Here is a 16,290-nt window from a genome sequence, read left to right on the forward strand (position 1 = left end):
CAAGCAAGCTTGGCACCCACCAAACGCAAAGGCGGCCCCGCAGGGCCGCCCGCCACGCATCAGGCCTCGTAGGCCGATTCGCCGTGCGAGGTCACATCCAGGCCAGTACGCTCTGCTTCCTCGGTCACGCGCAGGCCGACCACGCTGCGCACCACCAGCAGGATCAGCGTGGTCACCACCGCCGACCAGACCACCGTCAGGCCAACACTGACCACCTGCACCCACACTTGGTGCGCGATATCCAGATCGGCCTTGGTGCCGCCCAGCGACTGCGCACTGAACACGCCGGTGAGGATCGCGCCGACGATACCGCCGACACCGTGTACGCCGAACACGTCGGCGGTGTCGTCCACCTTCAGCAGGCGCTTGAGACCGGTCACACCCCACACGCAGACCACACCGGCGACGAAGCCGATGACGATCGCGCCGAGCGGGCCGACTGTGCCGCAGGCCGGGGTGATGCCGACCAGACCGGCCACCGCACCCGAGGCGGCGCCCAGTGCCGACGGCTTGCCCTTGCTGATCGCTTCGACCAGCGTCCAGCCCTGCACGGCAGCAGCGGTGGCCAGCACCGTGTTGAGGAAGGCCAGCGAGGCGACGGTATCGGCGGCGGCGGCGGACCCGGCATTGAAGCCGAACCAGCCGACCCACAACAGCATCGCGCCGATGTAGGTGAACGGGACGTTGTGCGGCTTCAGCGCGGTCTGTCCGTAGCCCAGGCGCTTGCCGACGAACCACGCGGCGACCAGGCCGGCAACACCGGCATTGATGTGGACCACGGTGCCGCCGGCGAAATCGATCGCACCCATTTCACCGAGGTAACCGCCACCCCACACGATGTGCGCCATCGGGATGTAGCTGAGGGTGAACCACAACGCCGAGAACAGCAGCACCGCGCGGAACTTGATGCGCTCGGCGAAGGCGCCGACGATCAGTGCGGTGGTGATGCCGGCGAAGGTCGACTGGAAGGCGACGAACAGGTAGTCCGGCAGGCCCTTGATCGGGGTGTTGCCCACCGACTCCGGCGTGAACCCCTTGAGGAAGGCGAACTCGGTGAACGAACCGAAGAACGGATTACCGGCGCTGAACACCGCGCTGTAGCCATAGGCCACCCACAGCAGCAGCACCAGCGAGAACACGACCAGGATCTGGCTGAGCACCGACAGCACGTTCTTCGAACGCACCAGGCCGCCGTAGAACAACGCCAGGCCCGGCACCACCATCAGCAGCACCAGCAGGGTGGAGGTCAGCATCCACGCCACGTCGCCATGGTCGTAGGCCGCGGCGGCTTCGGCGACGGCAGGTGCGGCAGCCGCGGCGACCGGGTCCTGCAGCGGTTCGACCGCTACGGTTTCGCTTGGCAGCGGCGACACCTGGGCCTGCGCATGGGCAGTTCCCGGCCAGGCGCCAGCAGCCAGCGCACTGAGCAGCATCAACAGGCACACCAGATGGAACCGGGCTTGCCACCCGGTGAGAAGGCGCATCTTCATGGGGGAGTCTCCGGAAGGGGGTTACAGCGCGTCGGCACCGATTTCGCCGGTGCGGATGCGGATGACCTGTTCGACGGCGGTGACGAAGATCTTGCCGTCACCGATCTTGCCGGTGCCTGCAGACGACTGGATCGCTTCGATCACTGCGTCGGCACGTTCGTCGGTGACCACGGTTTCGATCTTGATCTTGGGCAGGAAGTCGACCACGTACTCGGCACCGCGATACAGCTCGGTGTGGCCCTTCTGGCGACCGAAGCCTTTCACTTCGGTCACGGTGATGCCCGACACGCCGGCATCGGACAAGGCCTCGCGGACCTCGTCGAGCTTGAACGGTCGGATGATGGCGGAGATCAGTTTCATGCGCATGTCCCGATGGTGGATGGGGCCAGCGCGCCAGCGCGCGATGGCATCAGGCAACCACGGGCCATCGTGTTGATGGCCGTGGCTGTTGCACCGGACACGAACCGGGCCGGGACAGCCGTGCCTCTCTCCTTGCACGGCCGACGCGGGAGGGAGGGCGGCCCATGTCGCGTATCCGGTCTCTCTTACCCCTGGATCAGCGGGCCAAGGGCCCGCGTTTCCAATGCAGCGGACCAATGGTCCGCTCTACCACGGCGGGCCGGGGCCCGCCCTGCGGCTCCCCAGCCGCGAAGACGGAAGCGATGGCGGCGGGTGGGAGGGGGAAGCCCACCGCCATCGCCACCGATCAGCTGGCGTAGTACAGCTGGTATTCCAGCGGGTGGGTGGCCGCGCGGAACTTGGTCACTTCCTGCATCTTCAGCGCGATGTAGCCGTCGATGAAGTCATCGCTCATCACGCCACCGGCCTTCAGGAACTCGCGGTCCTTGTCCAGTGCTTCCAGCGCCTGGTCCAGCGAGGAGCAGACCTGCGGGATCAGCTTCTCTTCTTCCGGCGGCAGGTCGTACAGGTCCTTGTCGCTCGGTGCGCCCGGGTCGATCTGGTTCTTGATGCCGTCCAGGCCGGCCATCATCAGCGCGGTGAAGGTCAGGTAGCCGGACTGGATCGGATCCGGGAAACGCATTTCGATGCGGCGTGCCTTCGGGTTGGACACCCACGGAATGCGGCACGATGCCGAACGGTTGCGGGCCGAGTAGGCCAGCATCACCGGCGCTTCGTAGCCCGGCACCAGGCGCTTGTAGCTGTTGGTGCCCGAGTTGGCGAAGGCGTTGATGGCCTTGGCGTGCTTGAAGATGCCGCCGATGTACCACAGCGCCATCTGGCTCAGGCCGCCGTAGCCGTCACCGGAGAACAGGTTGGTGCCGCCCTTGGACAGCGACTGGTGCACGTGCATGCCGCTGCCGTTGTCGCCGACGATCGGCTTGGGCATGAAGGTAACGGTCTTGCCGTTGCGGTGCGCCACGTTCTTGATCACGTACTTCATGCGCAGCAGTTCGTCGGCCTTCTGCACCAGGGTGCTGAACTTGGTGCCGATCTCGCACTGGCCGGCGGTGGCCACTTCGTGGTGCTGCACTTCCACTTCGATGCCGACCTGTTCCAGGGTCTTGCACATTTCGGCGCGCAGGTCGTGCAGGGTGTCGGTCGGCGGCACCGGGAAGTAACCGCCCTTCACGCCCGGACGGTAGCCGCTGTTGGCGCCGTCGTACTTGGCGCCGCTGTTCCACGCCGCTTCTTCCGAATCGACCTGGAAGAAGGTGTGGCCCATTTCATTGGCGAAGCGGACCGAATCGAAGATGAAGAATTCCGGCTCCGGGCCGAAGAAGGCGGTTTCGGCAATGCCCGAGGACTTCAGGTACGACTCGGCGCGCTTGGCGATGCCGCGCGGGCAACGGCCGTAGGGCTGCATGGTGGCCGGGTCGAGGATGTCGCAGCTGATCACGATGGTCGGATCGGCGTAGAACGGATCAACGTAGGCGCTGGCGGTGTCCGGCAGCAGCACCATGTCCGATTCGGCGATGCCCTTCCAGCCAGCGATCGAGCTGCCATCGAACATCTTGCCTTCTTCAAACAGCGACGGCTCGACGATGCTGACCGGGAAGGTCACGTGCTGCTCGACACCGCGCATGTCGACGAAACGCAGGTCGACGAACTCGATCTGGTTGTCCTTGATCAGCTTTTCTACGTTTTCCACGGACATCGGTACGACCTCGGATGGGGATGAATGCCTGCTGAGGTACAGCAACGACCGTGCCAACTTTTGGCCGCCCGCAAGTCATTGATTTCAAAAAGGGCGCTCCGGATCGGTGCAGAACAGCGCGCACCAAACGGGTGCAACTGGAACCAGACGCACCCGTTTGGTGCGGCATGGATCGTCTATTCTTTCGACCTTCTTCTGCCGCCCACACCCGCACTGTCCATGTCCGACCTGCTCTCCGCCCTGCTGCTGGGCATCCTCGAAGGCTTGACCGAATTCCTGCCGATCTCCAGCACCGGCCACCTGCTGATCGCCCAGCACTGGCTGGGCGCGCGATCGGACTTCTTCAACATCATCATCCAGGCCGGTGCGATCCTGGCCGTGGTGCTGGTGTTCCGCCAGCGCCTGCTGCAGCTGGCCACCGGCTTCGGCCAGCGCGAGAACCGCGAGTACGTGTTCAAGCTCGGTGCCGCCTTCCTGGTAACCGCGGTGGTTGGCCTGGTGGTGCGCAAGGCCGGCTGGTCCCTACCGGAAACGGTCAGCCCGGTGGCCTGGGCATTGATCATCGGCGGCATCTGGATGCTGCTGGTGGAGGCCTATACCGCACGCCTGCCCGACCGCGACCAGGTGACCTGGACGGTGGCCATTGGTGTCGGCCTGGCACAGGTGGTGGCCGGTGTGTTTCCCGGCACCTCGCGCTCGGCCTCGGCGATCTTCCTGGCCATGCTGCTGGGCCTGAGCCGTCGCGCGGCGGCCGCCGAATTCGTGTTCCTGGTCGGCATTCCGACCATGTTCGCGGCCAGTGCGTACACCTTCCTGGAACTGGCCAAGGAAGGAAACCTGGCCAGCGAGAACTGGACCGAGGTGGGTGTGGCCTTCATTGCCGCGGCCATCACCGGCTTCGTCGTAGTGAAGTGGCTGATGGGCTACATCAAGTCGCACAGGTTCACCGCGTTCGCGCTTTACCGCATCGCGCTGGGCGCCGCGCTGCTGCTGTGGTTGCCCTCCGGCAGCTGAACAGCGCCGGGGCAGGGTAACCCCGTTGCCGGCCCCACCCCGTTTCCCCCACGGTTCCCCAAGGAGAATCACCATGAACCGCAAGCTCACACTGCTCCTCCCGCTGGCCCTGATGGCCGCCTGCAGCCAGACCCCGGCACCGGCCGGCACCGGCGGCGACGACGTTGCCCCGGCGGCGGCCAAGGCAGCAGACCAGCAGACGCTGGCGCACCTGGATGCGCAGCGACTGCAGAGCCAGCACTGGCTGCTGCAGCAGGCCACCGCCGCCGACGGCAAGCGCATCGACGCGCTGTTCGCCCGCGAAGACAAGCCGGTCACCCTGGACTTCGCTGATGGCCGCCTGTCGGTCAGCAACGCCTGCAACCACATGGGTGGCGGTTACACCCTGGCCGACGGCAAGCTGAGCGTCAGCGCGATGGCCTCGACCATGATGGCCTGCACCGACAAGGCGCTGATGGCGCTGGACGAAGCCGTGTCGAGCCGCCTGCAGGGCGAGCTGAAGGCCGAACAGGATGCCGACGGCAAGCTGACCCTGACCACCGCCAAGGGCGATGTGCTGGTCTTCAACCCGGAGCCGACCGCTGAAACCCGCTACGGCGGCGCCGGCGAAACCGTGTTCCTGGAAGTGGCCGCCAAGACCCAGAAGTGCTCGCACCCGCTGATCCCGGACTACCAGTGCCTGCAGGTGCGTGAGGTCAAGTTCGACGACAAGGGCCTGAAGCAGGGCGAGCCGGGCAAGTTCGAGAACTTCTACGGCAGCATCGAGGGTTACACCCACGAAGACGGCGTGCGCAACGTGGTGCGCGTGAAGCGCTACGAGGTGAAGAACCCGCCGGCCGATGCGCCGTCGCAGGCGTACGTGCTGGACATGGTGGTCGAGTCGGCCATCGAGAAGAAATAAAACGATGGAAGGGCGGCCGAAAGGCCGCCCTTCTTCGTTGGCGGTAGAGCCGGCCGCTGGCCGGCTGCCACAGGCACCGCCGGCGGACATGGGACATGCCGGCCAGCGGCCGGCACTACCCGATATACAGCCTCAGCCCAGCGCCGGGTTCAGCGTGTAGGTGCCGTGCAGCGCCGCTTCGGCCAGTACGTGGCCGTGCATGGCGCGGTACGCATCGGCGGCGGTGAAGCGCACCGGCAGATCCAACGAAGCCACGTCCAGCGCGAACACGCGGAAGAAGTAGCGATGCATACGCTCGTCGTTGAACGGCGGATACGGGCCGTCGTAGCCAAGGTAATCACCGGCCATGTCCGGGTTGCCGGCGAACCAGCCGGTGAAATCGTTCAGGCCCTGGCGGCTGCCGGCCGGGCCAGCCGGCGCGGTCCTGCCCTTCACCACGAACCCGTCGCTGCAGCTGCCTGCGGCGATCTCCTGCACCGAGGCCGGGATATCGGCCATCACCCAATGCACGAAATCGCAGCGCGGCTGGTCGCGCGGCACGGTCATGTCCGCGCGGCCGACCGTTTCCGGCACGGTCGGCACGTCCGGGTCCACGCATACCAGCAGGTACGAACGGGTGCCTTCCGGCACGCCGCTCCAGGCCAGGTGCGGATTGCGGTCCGGCGCGAAGCCGGCGGCATCGCCGGCGGCGAACTCGCGGCCGATCGGTGCACCGTTGGTCAGGCTGTGGCTGCTCAGTTGCATCGGTGTCTCCTCACTCTTCCGGGTAACCCAGGCGCACCGCGATCGGGGTGAGCTTGGCGAAGGCGGCGCTCATCACGTCGCGGTAGGTGCGCCAGTGGCCCGGCGGGAAGCGCGGTGCACCCAGCTGGGCGGCCGGCGGCATCGGCCGCTCGAACAGGCGGCCCAGCAGATCGGCCATCGCCTGCGGATCGTTGCCGATCTGGTCGATGCGCAGCAGCACCTGCGGATACAGGTCTTCCTCGTGCAGGGTGGCGACCTGGGCCAGTGCGCGTGCCAGCCATTCGCTGGCTTCGGCCAGCGAGGTCATCGCCAGCGGTGCGGCGGCGCCATAGGCCACCCAGTCCAGCAGCATGTCGCGCGGATCGCGCACCACCACCAGCAGGCGGCCCTGCGGCAACTGCGGGCGCAGCGCCCACAGCAGCGCGTTGTCCCACCACAGCAGCCAGTCGATGACGGCGTCGTCCTGGATCCCACGCGACGGCAACTGCTCGCGCCAGCGCTGCACCAGCCGCTCCGGGGTCAGCACGCCGGACGCGAGGTCCTGCAGCGTGTGGTAGTTCTGGAAGGCATCGTCAGGCGCATTGGAGGTATAGCGGTCGCTGCGCAGCACCGGGCTGGCGGCGGCCAGGCCGGTCGCCACGCGTTCCACGCCCGAACCCGGTGCGCCCCACAGGAAAATCGGCGCAGAGGTGGCATCACCGTCGATCTCGCCCTTGTCCGGCCAGCTCGGCGGTGCCTTGGCCTGCGGCGGCAGCGGCAGGCGCTGTGGTGCCTGCTCGGCCTGCAGCGCCAGCCACGTGTTCAGTGCTTCTTCCGGCTGGCCGGCGCGATCCTGGATTTCACCCAGCCAGGTGCGCAGGTCGGCGCGATGGCCTTCCGGTGCCATGTCGATCAGCGCCTGCACGCGGGCGACGGCGGCGGCCGGGTCGCGCTGCAGCAGGCCTTCGACCAGGCGGGTTTCGCCGCTTACGCGGCCCGGCTCGAGGCTGACGATGCGCTCGGCGATTGCTTCGGCCTGCGCATGCTCGCCCAGCATGTCATGAAGGCGAAGGCGTGCTTCCAGCGCCGGCAGGTGGCCCGGCATCGTGTCCATCCAGCGCTCGACCGTCGCGGCGGCGGTGGGGCTTCCCACGTCTTCCACGGCCAGCCGTGCCAGCCACAGGTCGTGCAGCTGCGGATACTGTTCCAGCGCGGCGTCGAGGCGTGCGCGCGCCTCGTCCTCGCGGCCCAGGCGCTGCCAGGACATCAGCAGCAGCTGCAGTACCTGACGGTCGTCGGGCAGCGATTCCAGCAACGGCAGCAGATGCTCCAGCGCCTGCAGCGGCTGCCCGCTGCGCAGGGCCAGCTCACCGGCCAGGCGGCGCATCGACGGTGTATCCAGGCCTTCCTGCTGCAGGGCGATCTGCATTGCTTCGGCCGCCGCCTCCAGGTTGCCCTGGCGCAGCGCCAGCTGCACCACCAGGCCGTGCAGCGAGGTGATCGCCGGGTTCAGCTCCAGCACACGGCGGAAGGCCTGTTCGGCGAAGGCCAGCATGTCCTTGCCCAGATAGGCGAAGCCCAGTGCGTAGAGCACGCGGGTATCGTTGGGCTGTGCCTGGTTGGCGGCCGACAGCAGCGTCAGTGCACGATCCGGGTCGTCACGGCGCAGCGCGATCATGCCGTCGATGGTCAGCAGTTCCGGATGGTCCGGCTCGACGCGCGAGGCAAGAGTGGACAGGCGCTGGGCTTCGTCGAAATCGTTGCGGCCGATCGCCAGGTGCGCCTGCATCAGGTAGGCGGAGAAGGAATTGGGATCGAGGCCGGTAGTACGCGCCAGCGCTTCGTCAGCACCTTCGAACTGGCGCAGCGCCAGCAGCAGGCCGGCGTGCTGCAGGTGCAGCTGGGCATCGTCCGGAGCCAGCTGCAGCGCCTGCTGCAGGGCCTCCATCGCGGCCCCGGCGTTGCCCTGCTGCTGCAGCGCAAGCGCCAGCCAGCGGTGGGCCTCGGCCTGGCCGGGTTCATCACGGGTCCACGCCTGGGCCAGCTGCACGGCCTGGTCGGCCTGGTTCTGGCGCAACGCTTGGATGATCTGGTCTTGCATGACAGTCCGGTTCAAGTGCAAACCCGCATTGTAGCGGCCTGCGCACCGGTGCCGGTTCAGGCCTGCAGCACCCGCTGCAGGCGCTGCGCCACCCAGCGCTCGGAGAAGCCATCACCCCGCCAGTTTTCGAGGAAGCCGCAGTGGCCTCCCCAGCAGGCCGTTTCCAGGTGCGCCTGGCGCGGCAGCTGCCAGTCGCTGAAAGTCACGTACGGGATCACCGGGTCATCCTTCGCCATCAGGATGTCGGCCGGCACCTGCAGCGTGGCCAGGCGGTCACCGGCAATCGAATAACCGTCGAAATAGGCCTGCAACGAGCCGAAGCTGGTATGCCGTTCGACCAGCCATGCGGTCAGCGCGCGGATGTCCAGCTTCAGCACGCGGTCGTCGCAGTCGCTCAGCTCGGGGAACAGGTCGCGCTTGCGCCGCAGCGAACCGGCCCACTTGCGGCGGAAGTACCAGTCGTACATCGCCGGGCCGCTCTCGATGCTGTCCATGGTCAGCGCCGGGTCCAGCACCGGGCACACCGACGCCACCCGCAGCAGCGGCACGCCGGCGGCCGGCGCGCGCAGGGCCAGCCGCAGCACGAAGTTGCCACCCAGCGAATAGCCGGCAGCCACCAGCGGCAGCTGCGGCCAGCGCTGGGCGATATCGCCTGCGGCATGCACCACTTCGTCGATCAGGTTGGAATGGAAGATGCCGGGGTTGAGGTGATGGGTGTTGCCGTGATCGCGGAAGTTCAGGCGCACCACATCGAAACCCTGTTCGATCATGCGCGCAGCCGCCATGCGCATGTAGCTGGATTCGGCACTGCCCTCCCAGCCGTGCAGCAGCAGCGCGATGCCCTTGGGCTCGCGACCTTCGACATGGCTGTGCCAGCCCTGCAGGCGCACGCCGTCGCCGCCATCCAGGATCAGTTCTTCGCTGACCGCACCGGTGGCCGCCAGCAGCAGCAGGCCGCGCTGCAGGCGCATGCGGCTGGAGCTGAGCATCGACTGCAGGTGCGGATTGCGCAGCCAGCGTGGCGGCTGGTAGTCGGCCGCATGCAGCGTCGGCGTACCGGCGTCCAGGACAGGTGGCGGGATCAGAGCCACCGCACCCTCACTGCGTGCTCATGGCCGCCACGATGCGCGCGCGCGAGGTTTCCGCGATGCGCCGACGGCCTTCCAGGTCATGGGCACCGATCGGCTCCAGGAAATGCACTTCGGTATGCCGCGCCGGCTCACCGAGCAGGCGCAGGAAATTGGCGAAGAAACTCTCGCCTGGACCGAACGCGACAATGGTCTGCGCGTCGCCCTTCAGCCCGTACACCAGCGCCACCGGCTGCACCGGCACGCCGGTTTCAACGGCAGCCTGGAAGATGCGGGCATGGAACGGGCCCACCTCGTGGCCTCCGCGGGTGCGCCCTTCAGGGAACACGCCCACCGCCTTGCCGGCACGCAGCCGGTCGGCCATCACCTGCATCACCCCACCGAGCGATTCGGTGTTGCCACGCTGGTGGAAGATGGTCTGCCCACGCGCGGCCAGCCAACCGACCAGCGGCCAGCTGGCGATCTCGCGCTTGGCAACGAAGCCCATCATGCGCTGGCTGTGCAGGATGGAGATGTCGACCCAGCTGACGTGGTTGGCAACGAACAGCACCGCGCCCGGCAGCGGCCTGCCGACCTGCGACAGGCGGAAGCCGAAGATCCACATCAGCCCGCCCTGCCACCAGTTCACCACTTTGGCTCCGAACGTATCCTCGCCCACCCGCAGCTCGCCCCACGGCGGCAGCATGCCGATCAGGATCAGCGGCAGGAACACGGTGATGTGGACCAACAGCAGCGGTACGCGGTACAGGTAACGGCACACACGCGCCACGCCGCCACGGGGGGCCGGAGTGGGGGAAGTCATCCGCGCACGATACCGGAGCGCCGCAGCAGCTGCCAGCCGATTTAGGCCATAACAGCCATTGGCCGGGGCAATCGGCGGGGAACGCTGGGTTCCGCTGCCGTCAACACGCCCTCGTGGGGCTCAACCGTGGCCGGCGGCCACCACCGCCAGGGTCAGCCGCGAGATGCACACCAGCCGCCCCTGCTCGTCCTCGATGCGGATCTCCCACAGCTGGGTGCTGCGGCCCACGTGCAGCGCGCGGGCGGTGCCGGTGACCGTACCCGAACGCACGGCACGCACGTGGTTGGCGTTGATCTCCAGGCCAACGCAGATCTGCTTTGTGGCATCCACGCACAGGTTGCCGGCGCTGCTGCCCAGCGTCTCGGCCAGCACCACCGAAGCACCGCCATGCAGGATGCCGTACGGCTGCCGGGTGCGTTCGTCCACCGGCATGGTGGCCTGCAGCCAGTCCTCGCCAACCGCACTGAAGACGATGCCCAGCGATTCGATCGCCGTGTTGCGGCTGAGCGCGTTGAGCTGCTCGATGGAAACGGCTTCGCGGAACACCTGGGTCATGCGGGCACCTTCAGAGGATGGGAACGAGGCCGGCACCGAATGCGGTCAGCATGCGCACCAGCAGCCACTTCGGCCCGACGTTGACTTCGGGGAAGTCACCGACGGCGCTGTAGCAGCGATGGAAATCAGGATCCTGCCTCGGCAGCGGCTGCGGGCAGTCCGGGCCGGGCTTGAATTCGTAGTCGGTGGCGTAGCGCCACGGCCAGAAATCGAGAATCGGCAGCGCTTCGGAAGCCTTGCCTACGCTGTAGTTCAGCCCCGACAGCACCGGCGGCTTGGCCCGCGGCGCCACCGTCCATGAGTTCTGCGGATGGGTGTCGCGCAGGATGCTCTGCGCCAGTTCCTCGGCAAAGACCGGGTCGTCGATGATCACCGCGCCTTCGGTGTTGTAGTTCTCGCTGCGTGGATCGAAGTTGTGGGTGCCAACCACGCCGATGCGGCGATCCACCACCAGCGACTTGGCGTGCAACCCCATGCGCGCGCCCTTGCGGGTGACCGGCAGCGGCTTGTTGACTGCCTTGCTGCCCAGGAACGACGGCCGCGTCTCGGTGCGCAGCAGTCGCGTTTCGACCTCGCTGCCAGCCGCCCGACGGCGTTCGCGGGCATTCTGGTAGGCGCTGCCGGTACGCGGGTGGTTCACCGGCCCCTGCTTGCCGGTCCCGTTTGAACCGCCATCGCTGCCACCCCGCGCGTTGCTGCCCGCCGCGCTGCCACCAATCAACGGGTTGCGGCCACTGTCATCCGCGCCATCGGGCACGGCGATCGGGTCAGGCAGCAGATTGCGGTAGTCGACCGGCGCATCCAGCGGGAACGGCTTGTATTCGAAGATATTGAAGCCCAGTTCGCGCATGTTGCGGCGCTTGTACTTGTACGACAGCGCATACACGATCGGGTTGTCGGTGGCCGCCAGGCTGTTGCTGGACACCACCACGCGCGGCGGCTGCGGACGCTTGCGCAGTTCACGGAACAGCTTCTGCGCCGGCTTGGACAACACCAGGTAGGGCGTCTGCAGGATCACTTCCTTCTGCGCGCTGGCGATCAGCGCATCCAGCTGCGGCTCGGTCACATGCTGGCCGGCCAGCGGTGCATCGGCTTTTTCACGGCGATGCTTGCGCGGCAGGTCGGCGACATAGCGCACCGAGGCGACCGGCAGCGCGGTATCGACAAAGGAGCGGGTGACGAAGTCGATGTCGTTGGCTTCAGCACTGACCCGCTGCACCCGCTCGGGACGGCGGAAGGTGGCCGGGGGCAATGTGGGCACGCCCTGGCGCAGCAGGGTACGGCCTACGTCATTCAGGCGTTCGGCCGGCACGCTGCGCTGCGCGCGCCAGAACGCATCGAAGTTGGCGGCCATCGCCCGCGCTTCCGGTCCGGCGATCAGCACATCGCGGTCGCGGAAGTTGTACTCGCGGTCCCAATCGTAATAATCGTCCTGGTAGTTGCGGCCACCGACCACGCCGATCGCATCGTCGATCACCAGCAGCTTGTTGTGCATGCGCTGGTTGAAGCGACGGAAGCAGCACAGCACGCTGCCGGCGTAGTCGAAATAGTTCAGGCGCGCCTTGCCGAAGGTCGGGTTGTAGACCCTCAGCTGGAAATTCTGGTGGGCACCGGACAGCGCGCCGAGGATCTCGAGGTCGGAGATCGCCGAGAGCTGGTCGATCAGCACCCGCACCTTGACCCCGCGCCGGGATGCGGCCAGCAGTTCGTCGATGACCAGGCGGGCGCTGTCGTCCTTGTCGAAGATGTAGGTCTGCAGGTCGATGCTGCGGGTGGCGCTGCGCAGCAGGTTGAGCCGCGCGACCAGGGCGCCCTCGCCCTCATCCAGCAGCGTGGCGTAATGCTGCGGCCGTTCCGGGGTGGATTCGGTGAACGCCCGGCCGGCCAGGGCCCGCAGTGGCGAATCCAGCGCACAACGGTCGGCGCGCTGGCAATCGACTTCGGTCGAGCGTGCCTGCACGGCGATGGCTTCGGCCCGGTCACGCTCGGCATGCGACAGCGATGCACAACCGCTGCCCAGCAACACGGTTGCCAGCACCAGTACACGCAGCAGGTGGTTCACGGTTTAGGCGCCTCGCTCAGGCGCGCACGCAATACGAAAGTCACTCGGTCACTCAAGGCAAGCTGCCAGCTTTCCATGCCATACCGGCCTCGTTGCACGGTACCGCGGCTGACGACGTCGCAATCATAGCCGGGTCGGGCGCAGTCCGCCTTCTCGACCTTGAGCGACTCCGGGTGGCTGATCCCACGCAGGGTCAACCTACCGTTGATGTCGCCCCCGTCCTCCACGGTCTCCGGCCAGTACGGCAGGGAGTCGAACTCGACCACCGGATGGCGGCCGGCATCGAAGAACTCCTCACCGCGCATCCAACCGGTGTAGCGCGGCTTGCCAGGGATCTCGACCGAGCGCGTAAACATCTTCAGGTGCACCTGGTGGCGGCCGTCGGAGAGGATCTCGATGCGTCCCTCGAAGTGCGGAAACACGCCCTCGATGCGCTGCCCGAAGCGGGTGCGCACCTCGAAACCGATCTGCGAACGCTGCGTATCCAGGCGCAACACGCGGTGCGCCTCGGCGACCACCGGTGGCAATGTCGCAGGCGGTGGTGCGGCAGCCCAGGCCGGGCCGTACACCAGCAGCACGGGCAGCAGGAAGCGGCTGCGCCGCGCCATGCTCATCGGATCACGGCCACCAGAACGCATTCAGGCTGGCCACGCCCGGCTCGATCGAGGCCTCGCGGGGGAAACCGAGCACAGCCACGCCGCCCGGCGGCATGCCGCGATAGTCACTGCTGGTGCCGTCGGTCATCAGCGCCACCAGCTGCTCCAGGCCCGGGTTGTGGCCGACGATCAGCACCCTGTCCAGGTCACGCCGCTCATCCACCAGCGCGGCCAGGGTACCCGGGGTCGCTTCGTAGATACGGTCTTCCAGGCGCTTTTCGACATAGCCGATGGCCGCCATCACCGCTTCCAGGGTCTCGCGGGTCCGTCGCGAAGGGGAACACAGCACGCAGTCCGGCAGCAGCTTGTTCTCCTTCAGCCACTTGCCGGCGGCTTCGGCTTCGGCGAGCCCCACCGGCGACAACGGCCGGTCGAGATCAGCCTGGCCGGAAACGGCCGGTTCGGCATGGGCGTGACGGAGCAGGATCAGTTCGCGCATTGCGGGATTCCAGTAAAGGGGTGGGTACCTACGACTCTTACAGCTTCAGCCAGGACAACAGGGGTTCCCAGTCGGCCTGGTGCTCGCGCACCTGGGCGGAGCGGTAATCGAACAGACTGCGGCCCAGGCCGGTCATGACCACGTAGCTCTGGCTGTCGCGCAGCTGCGCGACCACCGGGTACGGCCATTCGGACAGCATCTGCAGCGCCTGCTGCGAGGTCTGGGTCCAGGGCTTTGTGCGGTTCAGCACCAGCCCCACCGGCAGCTTGCGGCTGTGCACGCGCGGGTTCTGGGCCAGGCTGTTGAGGAAGCCGACGATGGCTTCGATGTCCAGCGCCGAGGGCAGCACCGGCACCACCACCGCGTCGGCAGCGTCAAGGAAATGGGGGATATCGTCGGCCAACGCCCCCGCCGGGGCATCGATGATGACGGTTTCGGTGCCGTCGGGCAGTTTCTGCGCCCACTGCTTCTTCCGATACACGTCGATGGGGAGCACCGCGCTTTCCAGCCCGGCACGCCGTTGCGCCCAGCGGGTGCTGGAGCCCTGCGGGTCGGCATCGGCGATCACCGTGGCCTTGCCCTGCAATGCCGCGTACGCGGCCAGGTGGGTGGCGACGGTGGTCTTGCCCACCCCGCCCTTGGAACCGGCCACCAGGATCGTCTTCATGCCAGCCTCGCTTCCGGGTACGTGCCCCGAGCGTACACCGGCGGTGGTGACGGGAGGTAGCACCGCGCTGAACCTGCGGCCATTGCCTTTGCTATCGTGGCGCCCCCGAAGGATCGAACCGGCATGAGCGAACTGCAGGACCTGAGCGCACTGATCCGCGCCAATACCCCCCTGATCGTGATCGAGACCCAGGATGAGGGTCGCATCGTCGAACTCTTCCGGCAGACGCTGATGCACGTCTGGCGGGCCCTGCACCGCTGGTCGATCACCGAGGGCCTGCGCCGCATCGATCTGGACAGCGAGGACCCCGCGATCGGGCCGCCCGATGCCAGCGCGGCCCTGCAGATGATCCGCCAGGCCGACCAGCGCGGGGTCTACCTGCTGCTCGATTTCCACCCCTACCTGGGCTATGCCAGCCACCAGCGCGCCCTGCGCGACCTGATCCAGCGCCGCCACAGCGAGCCGAACGTGCTGGTGCTGATCGGTGCCAAGGTCGAACTGCCGGCCGAGCTGGAAGCGCTGGCGGTACGCTTCAACCCGCGCCTGCCCGATGCCAACGCCCTGCTGAAGATGCTGCGCGAGGAGGCCGACGCCTATGCGCGCGAGCATGGTGGTCGGCGGGTTGAAGTCGACAGCGAAGCGGTCAAGAAGATCCTGAAGAACCTGCAGGGCCTGAGCCTGGTCGATGCCCGGCGCATCGCGCGCCAGCTGATCTATGCCGACGGCGCATTGCGCGACGATGACCTGCCACAGCTGGCGCGGCTGAAGTTCGAGCTGCTCAACCGCAGCGGCCACCTGTTCTTCGAGCATGACAGCGCGCGCTTCGGCGATGTCGCCGGAGCGAACCGGCTCAAACGCTGGATCAACCAGCGCCGGGTCGCATTCATCGCCGGCTCGGCGCCGGCCGGGCTGGATCCACCGCGCGGCATGCTGCTGCTGGGCGTGCAGGGCTGCGGCAAGTCGATGCTGGCCAAGGCCACCGCCGCCGGCTTCGGCGTGCCGCTGCTGCGCCTGGACGTAGGCGCGCTGTACAACAAGTACCACGGCGAGACCGAGGCCAACCTGCGCCAGGCGCTGGCCTCGGCCGAGCAGCTGGCACCATGCGTGCTGTGGATGGACGAGATCGAGAAGGGCCTGGCCACCGGCAGCGAGGACGGCGGCGTCTCGCGTCGGGTGCTCGGCTACCTGCTGACCTGGATGGCCGAGCGCAAGGCGCCGGTGTTCATCGTCGCCACTGCCAACCAGGTGCACGAACTGCCGGCCGAGCTGCTGCGCAAGGGCCGCTTCGACGAGATCTTCTTCGTCGACCTGCCCTCGCCGGAGGTCCGCGTGGAACTGCTGCGGCTGCACCTGGGCCGGCGCCAGCTCAACGCGGATGACTTCGCGCTGCCGGCGCTGGCCGCCGCCGCGAATGGTTTTTCCGGCGCCGAGATCGAGCAGGCGATCGTGGCCGGCCTGTATGCAGCACATGCCGAGGGCCGGCCGCTGGACACCGAGCTGCTGATGAACGAGATCCGCGCCACGCGCCCGCTGTCGGTGCTGATGGCCGAGCAGGTGGCGGCATTGCGTGGGTGGGCGTCGGGGCGGACGGTTTCCGCGGACGACTGAGGGGTTTCCAGCGAACGGCGCAGCCCCTCGTGGCGGCTGGTTGACTGTGAACATCAAAAGCCGCGCTT

The 16,290-nt window shown here is 67.4% G+C and carries 15 protein-coding genes; 3 read left to right on the forward strand and 12 right to left on the reverse strand.

Annotated features, from left to right (window positions below):
- Nucleotides 1–59: 59 nt before the first annotated feature.
- The 3 genes from V9K93_RS17815 to glnA all read right to left on the reverse strand — a co-directional run bounded on the left by V9K93_RS17815 (nt 60) and on the right by glnA (nt 3,606).
- The gene (locus V9K93_RS17815) at nt 60–1,490 is read right to left on the reverse strand and encodes an ammonium transporter (protein WP_337302959.1); all 1,431 of its coding nucleotides are present in this window, start codon (nt 1,488–1,490) and stop codon (nt 60–62) included.
- Between the two features lie 21 nt (nt 1,491–1,511).
- Nucleotides 1,512–1,850 carry a P-II family nitrogen regulator gene (locus V9K93_RS17820; protein WP_004134334.1) on the reverse strand — a complete coding sequence of 113 codons (339 nt, stop codon included), beginning with the start codon at nt 1,848–1,850 and terminating at the stop codon, nt 1,512–1,514.
- 346 nt (nt 1,851–2,196) lie between these two features.
- A complete protein-coding gene (glnA, locus tag V9K93_RS17825; RefSeq protein WP_004134320.1) occupies nt 2,197–3,606 on the reverse strand; it encodes a type I glutamate--ammonia ligase in 1,410 nt (469 codons plus the stop codon).
- Nucleotides 3,607–3,825: 219 nt separating this feature from the next.
- Here glnA and V9K93_RS17830 point away from each other — a divergent pair, with 219 nt between their 5' ends.
- Nucleotides 3,826–4,620, forward strand: coding sequence for an undecaprenyl-diphosphate phosphatase (locus tag V9K93_RS17830; protein WP_136638470.1), 795 nt, complete (start codon nt 3,826–3,828; stop codon nt 4,618–4,620).
- A 73-nt stretch (nt 4,621–4,693) separates the two neighbouring features.
- Entirely contained in the window at nt 4,694–5,521 is an 828-nt protein-coding gene (locus V9K93_RS17835; RefSeq protein ID WP_337302960.1) for an META domain-containing protein, read from the forward strand.
- Between the two features lie 132 nt (nt 5,522–5,653).
- On the opposite strand, the gene V9K93_RS17840 is transcribed toward V9K93_RS17835, so the two are convergent.
- The 9 genes from V9K93_RS17840 to V9K93_RS17880 form a co-directional block, all read right to left on the reverse strand.
- Entirely contained in the window at nt 5,654–6,265 is a 612-nt protein-coding gene (locus V9K93_RS17840) for a YbhB/YbcL family Raf kinase inhibitor-like protein (protein ID WP_337302961.1), read from the reverse strand.
- A 10-nt stretch (nt 6,266–6,275) separates the two neighbouring features.
- Nucleotides 6,276–8,345 (reverse strand): tetratricopeptide repeat protein, encoded by a 2,070-nt coding sequence (locus tag V9K93_RS17845; RefSeq protein ID WP_136638467.1) that lies wholly within the window; start codon nt 8,343–8,345, stop codon nt 6,276–6,278.
- A gap of 56 nt (nt 8,346–8,401) precedes the next feature.
- The gene (locus tag V9K93_RS17850) at nt 8,402–9,391 is read right to left on the reverse strand and encodes a YheT family hydrolase (RefSeq protein ID WP_211195188.1); all 990 of its coding nucleotides are present in this window, start codon (nt 9,389–9,391) and stop codon (nt 8,402–8,404) included.
- 52 nt (nt 9,392–9,443) lie between these two features.
- Nucleotides 9,444–10,235: a lysophospholipid acyltransferase family protein gene (locus V9K93_RS17855; protein ID WP_337302962.1), complete on the reverse strand. Its 792-nt coding sequence runs from the start codon at nt 10,233–10,235 to the stop codon at nt 9,444–9,446.
- A gap of 120 nt (nt 10,236–10,355) precedes the next feature.
- Nucleotides 10,356–10,790, reverse strand: a complete 435-nt coding sequence (locus tag V9K93_RS17860) for a hotdog fold thioesterase (RefSeq protein WP_046986728.1) — start codon at nt 10,788–10,790, stop codon at nt 10,356–10,358.
- 10 nt (nt 10,791–10,800) lie between these two features.
- Nucleotides 10,801–12,852 carry a phospholipase D family protein gene (locus V9K93_RS17865; protein ID WP_136638465.1) on the reverse strand — a complete coding sequence of 684 codons (2,052 nt, stop codon included), beginning with the start codon at nt 12,850–12,852 and terminating at the stop codon, nt 10,801–10,803.
- Nucleotides 12,849–13,466, reverse strand: a complete 618-nt coding sequence (locus V9K93_RS17870) for a YceI family protein (protein ID WP_046986726.1) — start codon at nt 13,464–13,466, stop codon at nt 12,849–12,851. Before V9K93_RS17870 ends, V9K93_RS17865 begins: the two co-directional genes overlap by 4 nt.
- Before the next feature lie 4 nt (nt 13,467–13,470).
- Nucleotides 13,471–13,947 carry a SixA phosphatase family protein gene (locus tag V9K93_RS17875; RefSeq protein WP_004134282.1) on the reverse strand — a complete coding sequence of 159 codons (477 nt, stop codon included), beginning with the start codon at nt 13,945–13,947 and terminating at the stop codon, nt 13,471–13,473.
- Nucleotides 13,948–13,984: 37 nt separating this feature from the next.
- Nucleotides 13,985–14,614, reverse strand: a complete 630-nt coding sequence (locus tag V9K93_RS17880; RefSeq protein ID WP_012509676.1) for a ParA family protein — start codon at nt 14,612–14,614, stop codon at nt 13,985–13,987.
- 123 nt (nt 14,615–14,737) lie between these two features.
- Between V9K93_RS17880 and V9K93_RS17885 the strand changes: the two genes are divergently transcribed.
- A complete protein-coding gene (locus V9K93_RS17885) occupies nt 14,738–16,222 on the forward strand; it encodes an AAA family ATPase (RefSeq protein ID WP_136638464.1) in 1,485 nt (494 codons plus the stop codon).
- Nucleotides 16,223–16,290 lie beyond the last annotated feature (68 nt).

Source organism: Stenotrophomonas sp. CCNWLW162 (assembly GCF_037203745.1).
Taxonomy (GTDB): Bacteria; Pseudomonadota; Gammaproteobacteria; order Xanthomonadales; family Xanthomonadaceae; genus Stenotrophomonas; species Stenotrophomonas maltophilia_AQ.

What these genes read in the sequence shown, in the direction of transcription:
- V9K93_RS17845 (WP_136638467.1), bottom strand. Translation starts at nt 8,345, where the DNA reads ATGCAAGACCAGATCATCCAAGCGTTGCGCCAGAACCAGGCCGACCAG.
- V9K93_RS17820 (WP_004134334.1), bottom strand. Translation starts at nt 1,850, where the DNA reads ATGAAACTGATCTCCGCCATCATCCGACCGTTCAAGCTCGACGAGGTC.
- V9K93_RS17870 (WP_046986726.1), bottom strand. Translation starts at nt 13,466, where the DNA reads ATGAGCATGGCGCGGCGCAGCCGCTTCCTGCTGCCCGTGCTGCTGGTG.
- V9K93_RS17840 (WP_337302961.1), bottom strand. Translation starts at nt 6,265, where the DNA reads ATGCAACTGAGCAGCCACAGCCTGACCAACGGTGCACCGATCGGCCGC.
- V9K93_RS17860 (WP_046986728.1), bottom strand. Translation starts at nt 10,790, where the DNA reads ATGACCCAGGTGTTCCGCGAAGCCGTTTCCATCGAGCAGCTCAACGCG.
- V9K93_RS17835 (WP_337302960.1), top strand. Translation starts at nt 4,694, where the DNA reads ATGAACCGCAAGCTCACACTGCTCCTCCCGCTGGCCCTGATGGCCGCC.
- V9K93_RS17830 (WP_136638470.1), top strand. Translation starts at nt 3,826, where the DNA reads ATGTCCGACCTGCTCTCCGCCCTGCTGCTGGGCATCCTCGAAGGCTTG.
- V9K93_RS17855 (WP_337302962.1), bottom strand. Translation starts at nt 10,235, where the DNA reads ATGACTTCCCCCACTCCGGCCCCCCGTGGCGGCGTGGCGCGTGTGTGC.
- V9K93_RS17875 (WP_004134282.1), bottom strand. Translation starts at nt 13,947, where the DNA reads ATGCGCGAACTGATCCTGCTCCGTCACGCCCATGCCGAACCGGCCGTT.
- V9K93_RS17885 (WP_136638464.1), top strand. Translation starts at nt 14,738, where the DNA reads ATGAGCGAACTGCAGGACCTGAGCGCACTGATCCGCGCCAATACCCCC.
- glnA (WP_004134320.1), bottom strand. Translation starts at nt 3,606, where the DNA reads ATGTCCGTGGAAAACGTAGAAAAGCTGATCAAGGACAACCAGATCGAG.
- V9K93_RS17880 (WP_012509676.1), bottom strand. Translation starts at nt 14,614, where the DNA reads ATGAAGACGATCCTGGTGGCCGGTTCCAAGGGCGGGGTGGGCAAGACC.
- V9K93_RS17815 (WP_337302959.1), bottom strand. Translation starts at nt 1,490, where the DNA reads ATGAAGATGCGCCTTCTCACCGGGTGGCAAGCCCGGTTCCATCTGGTG.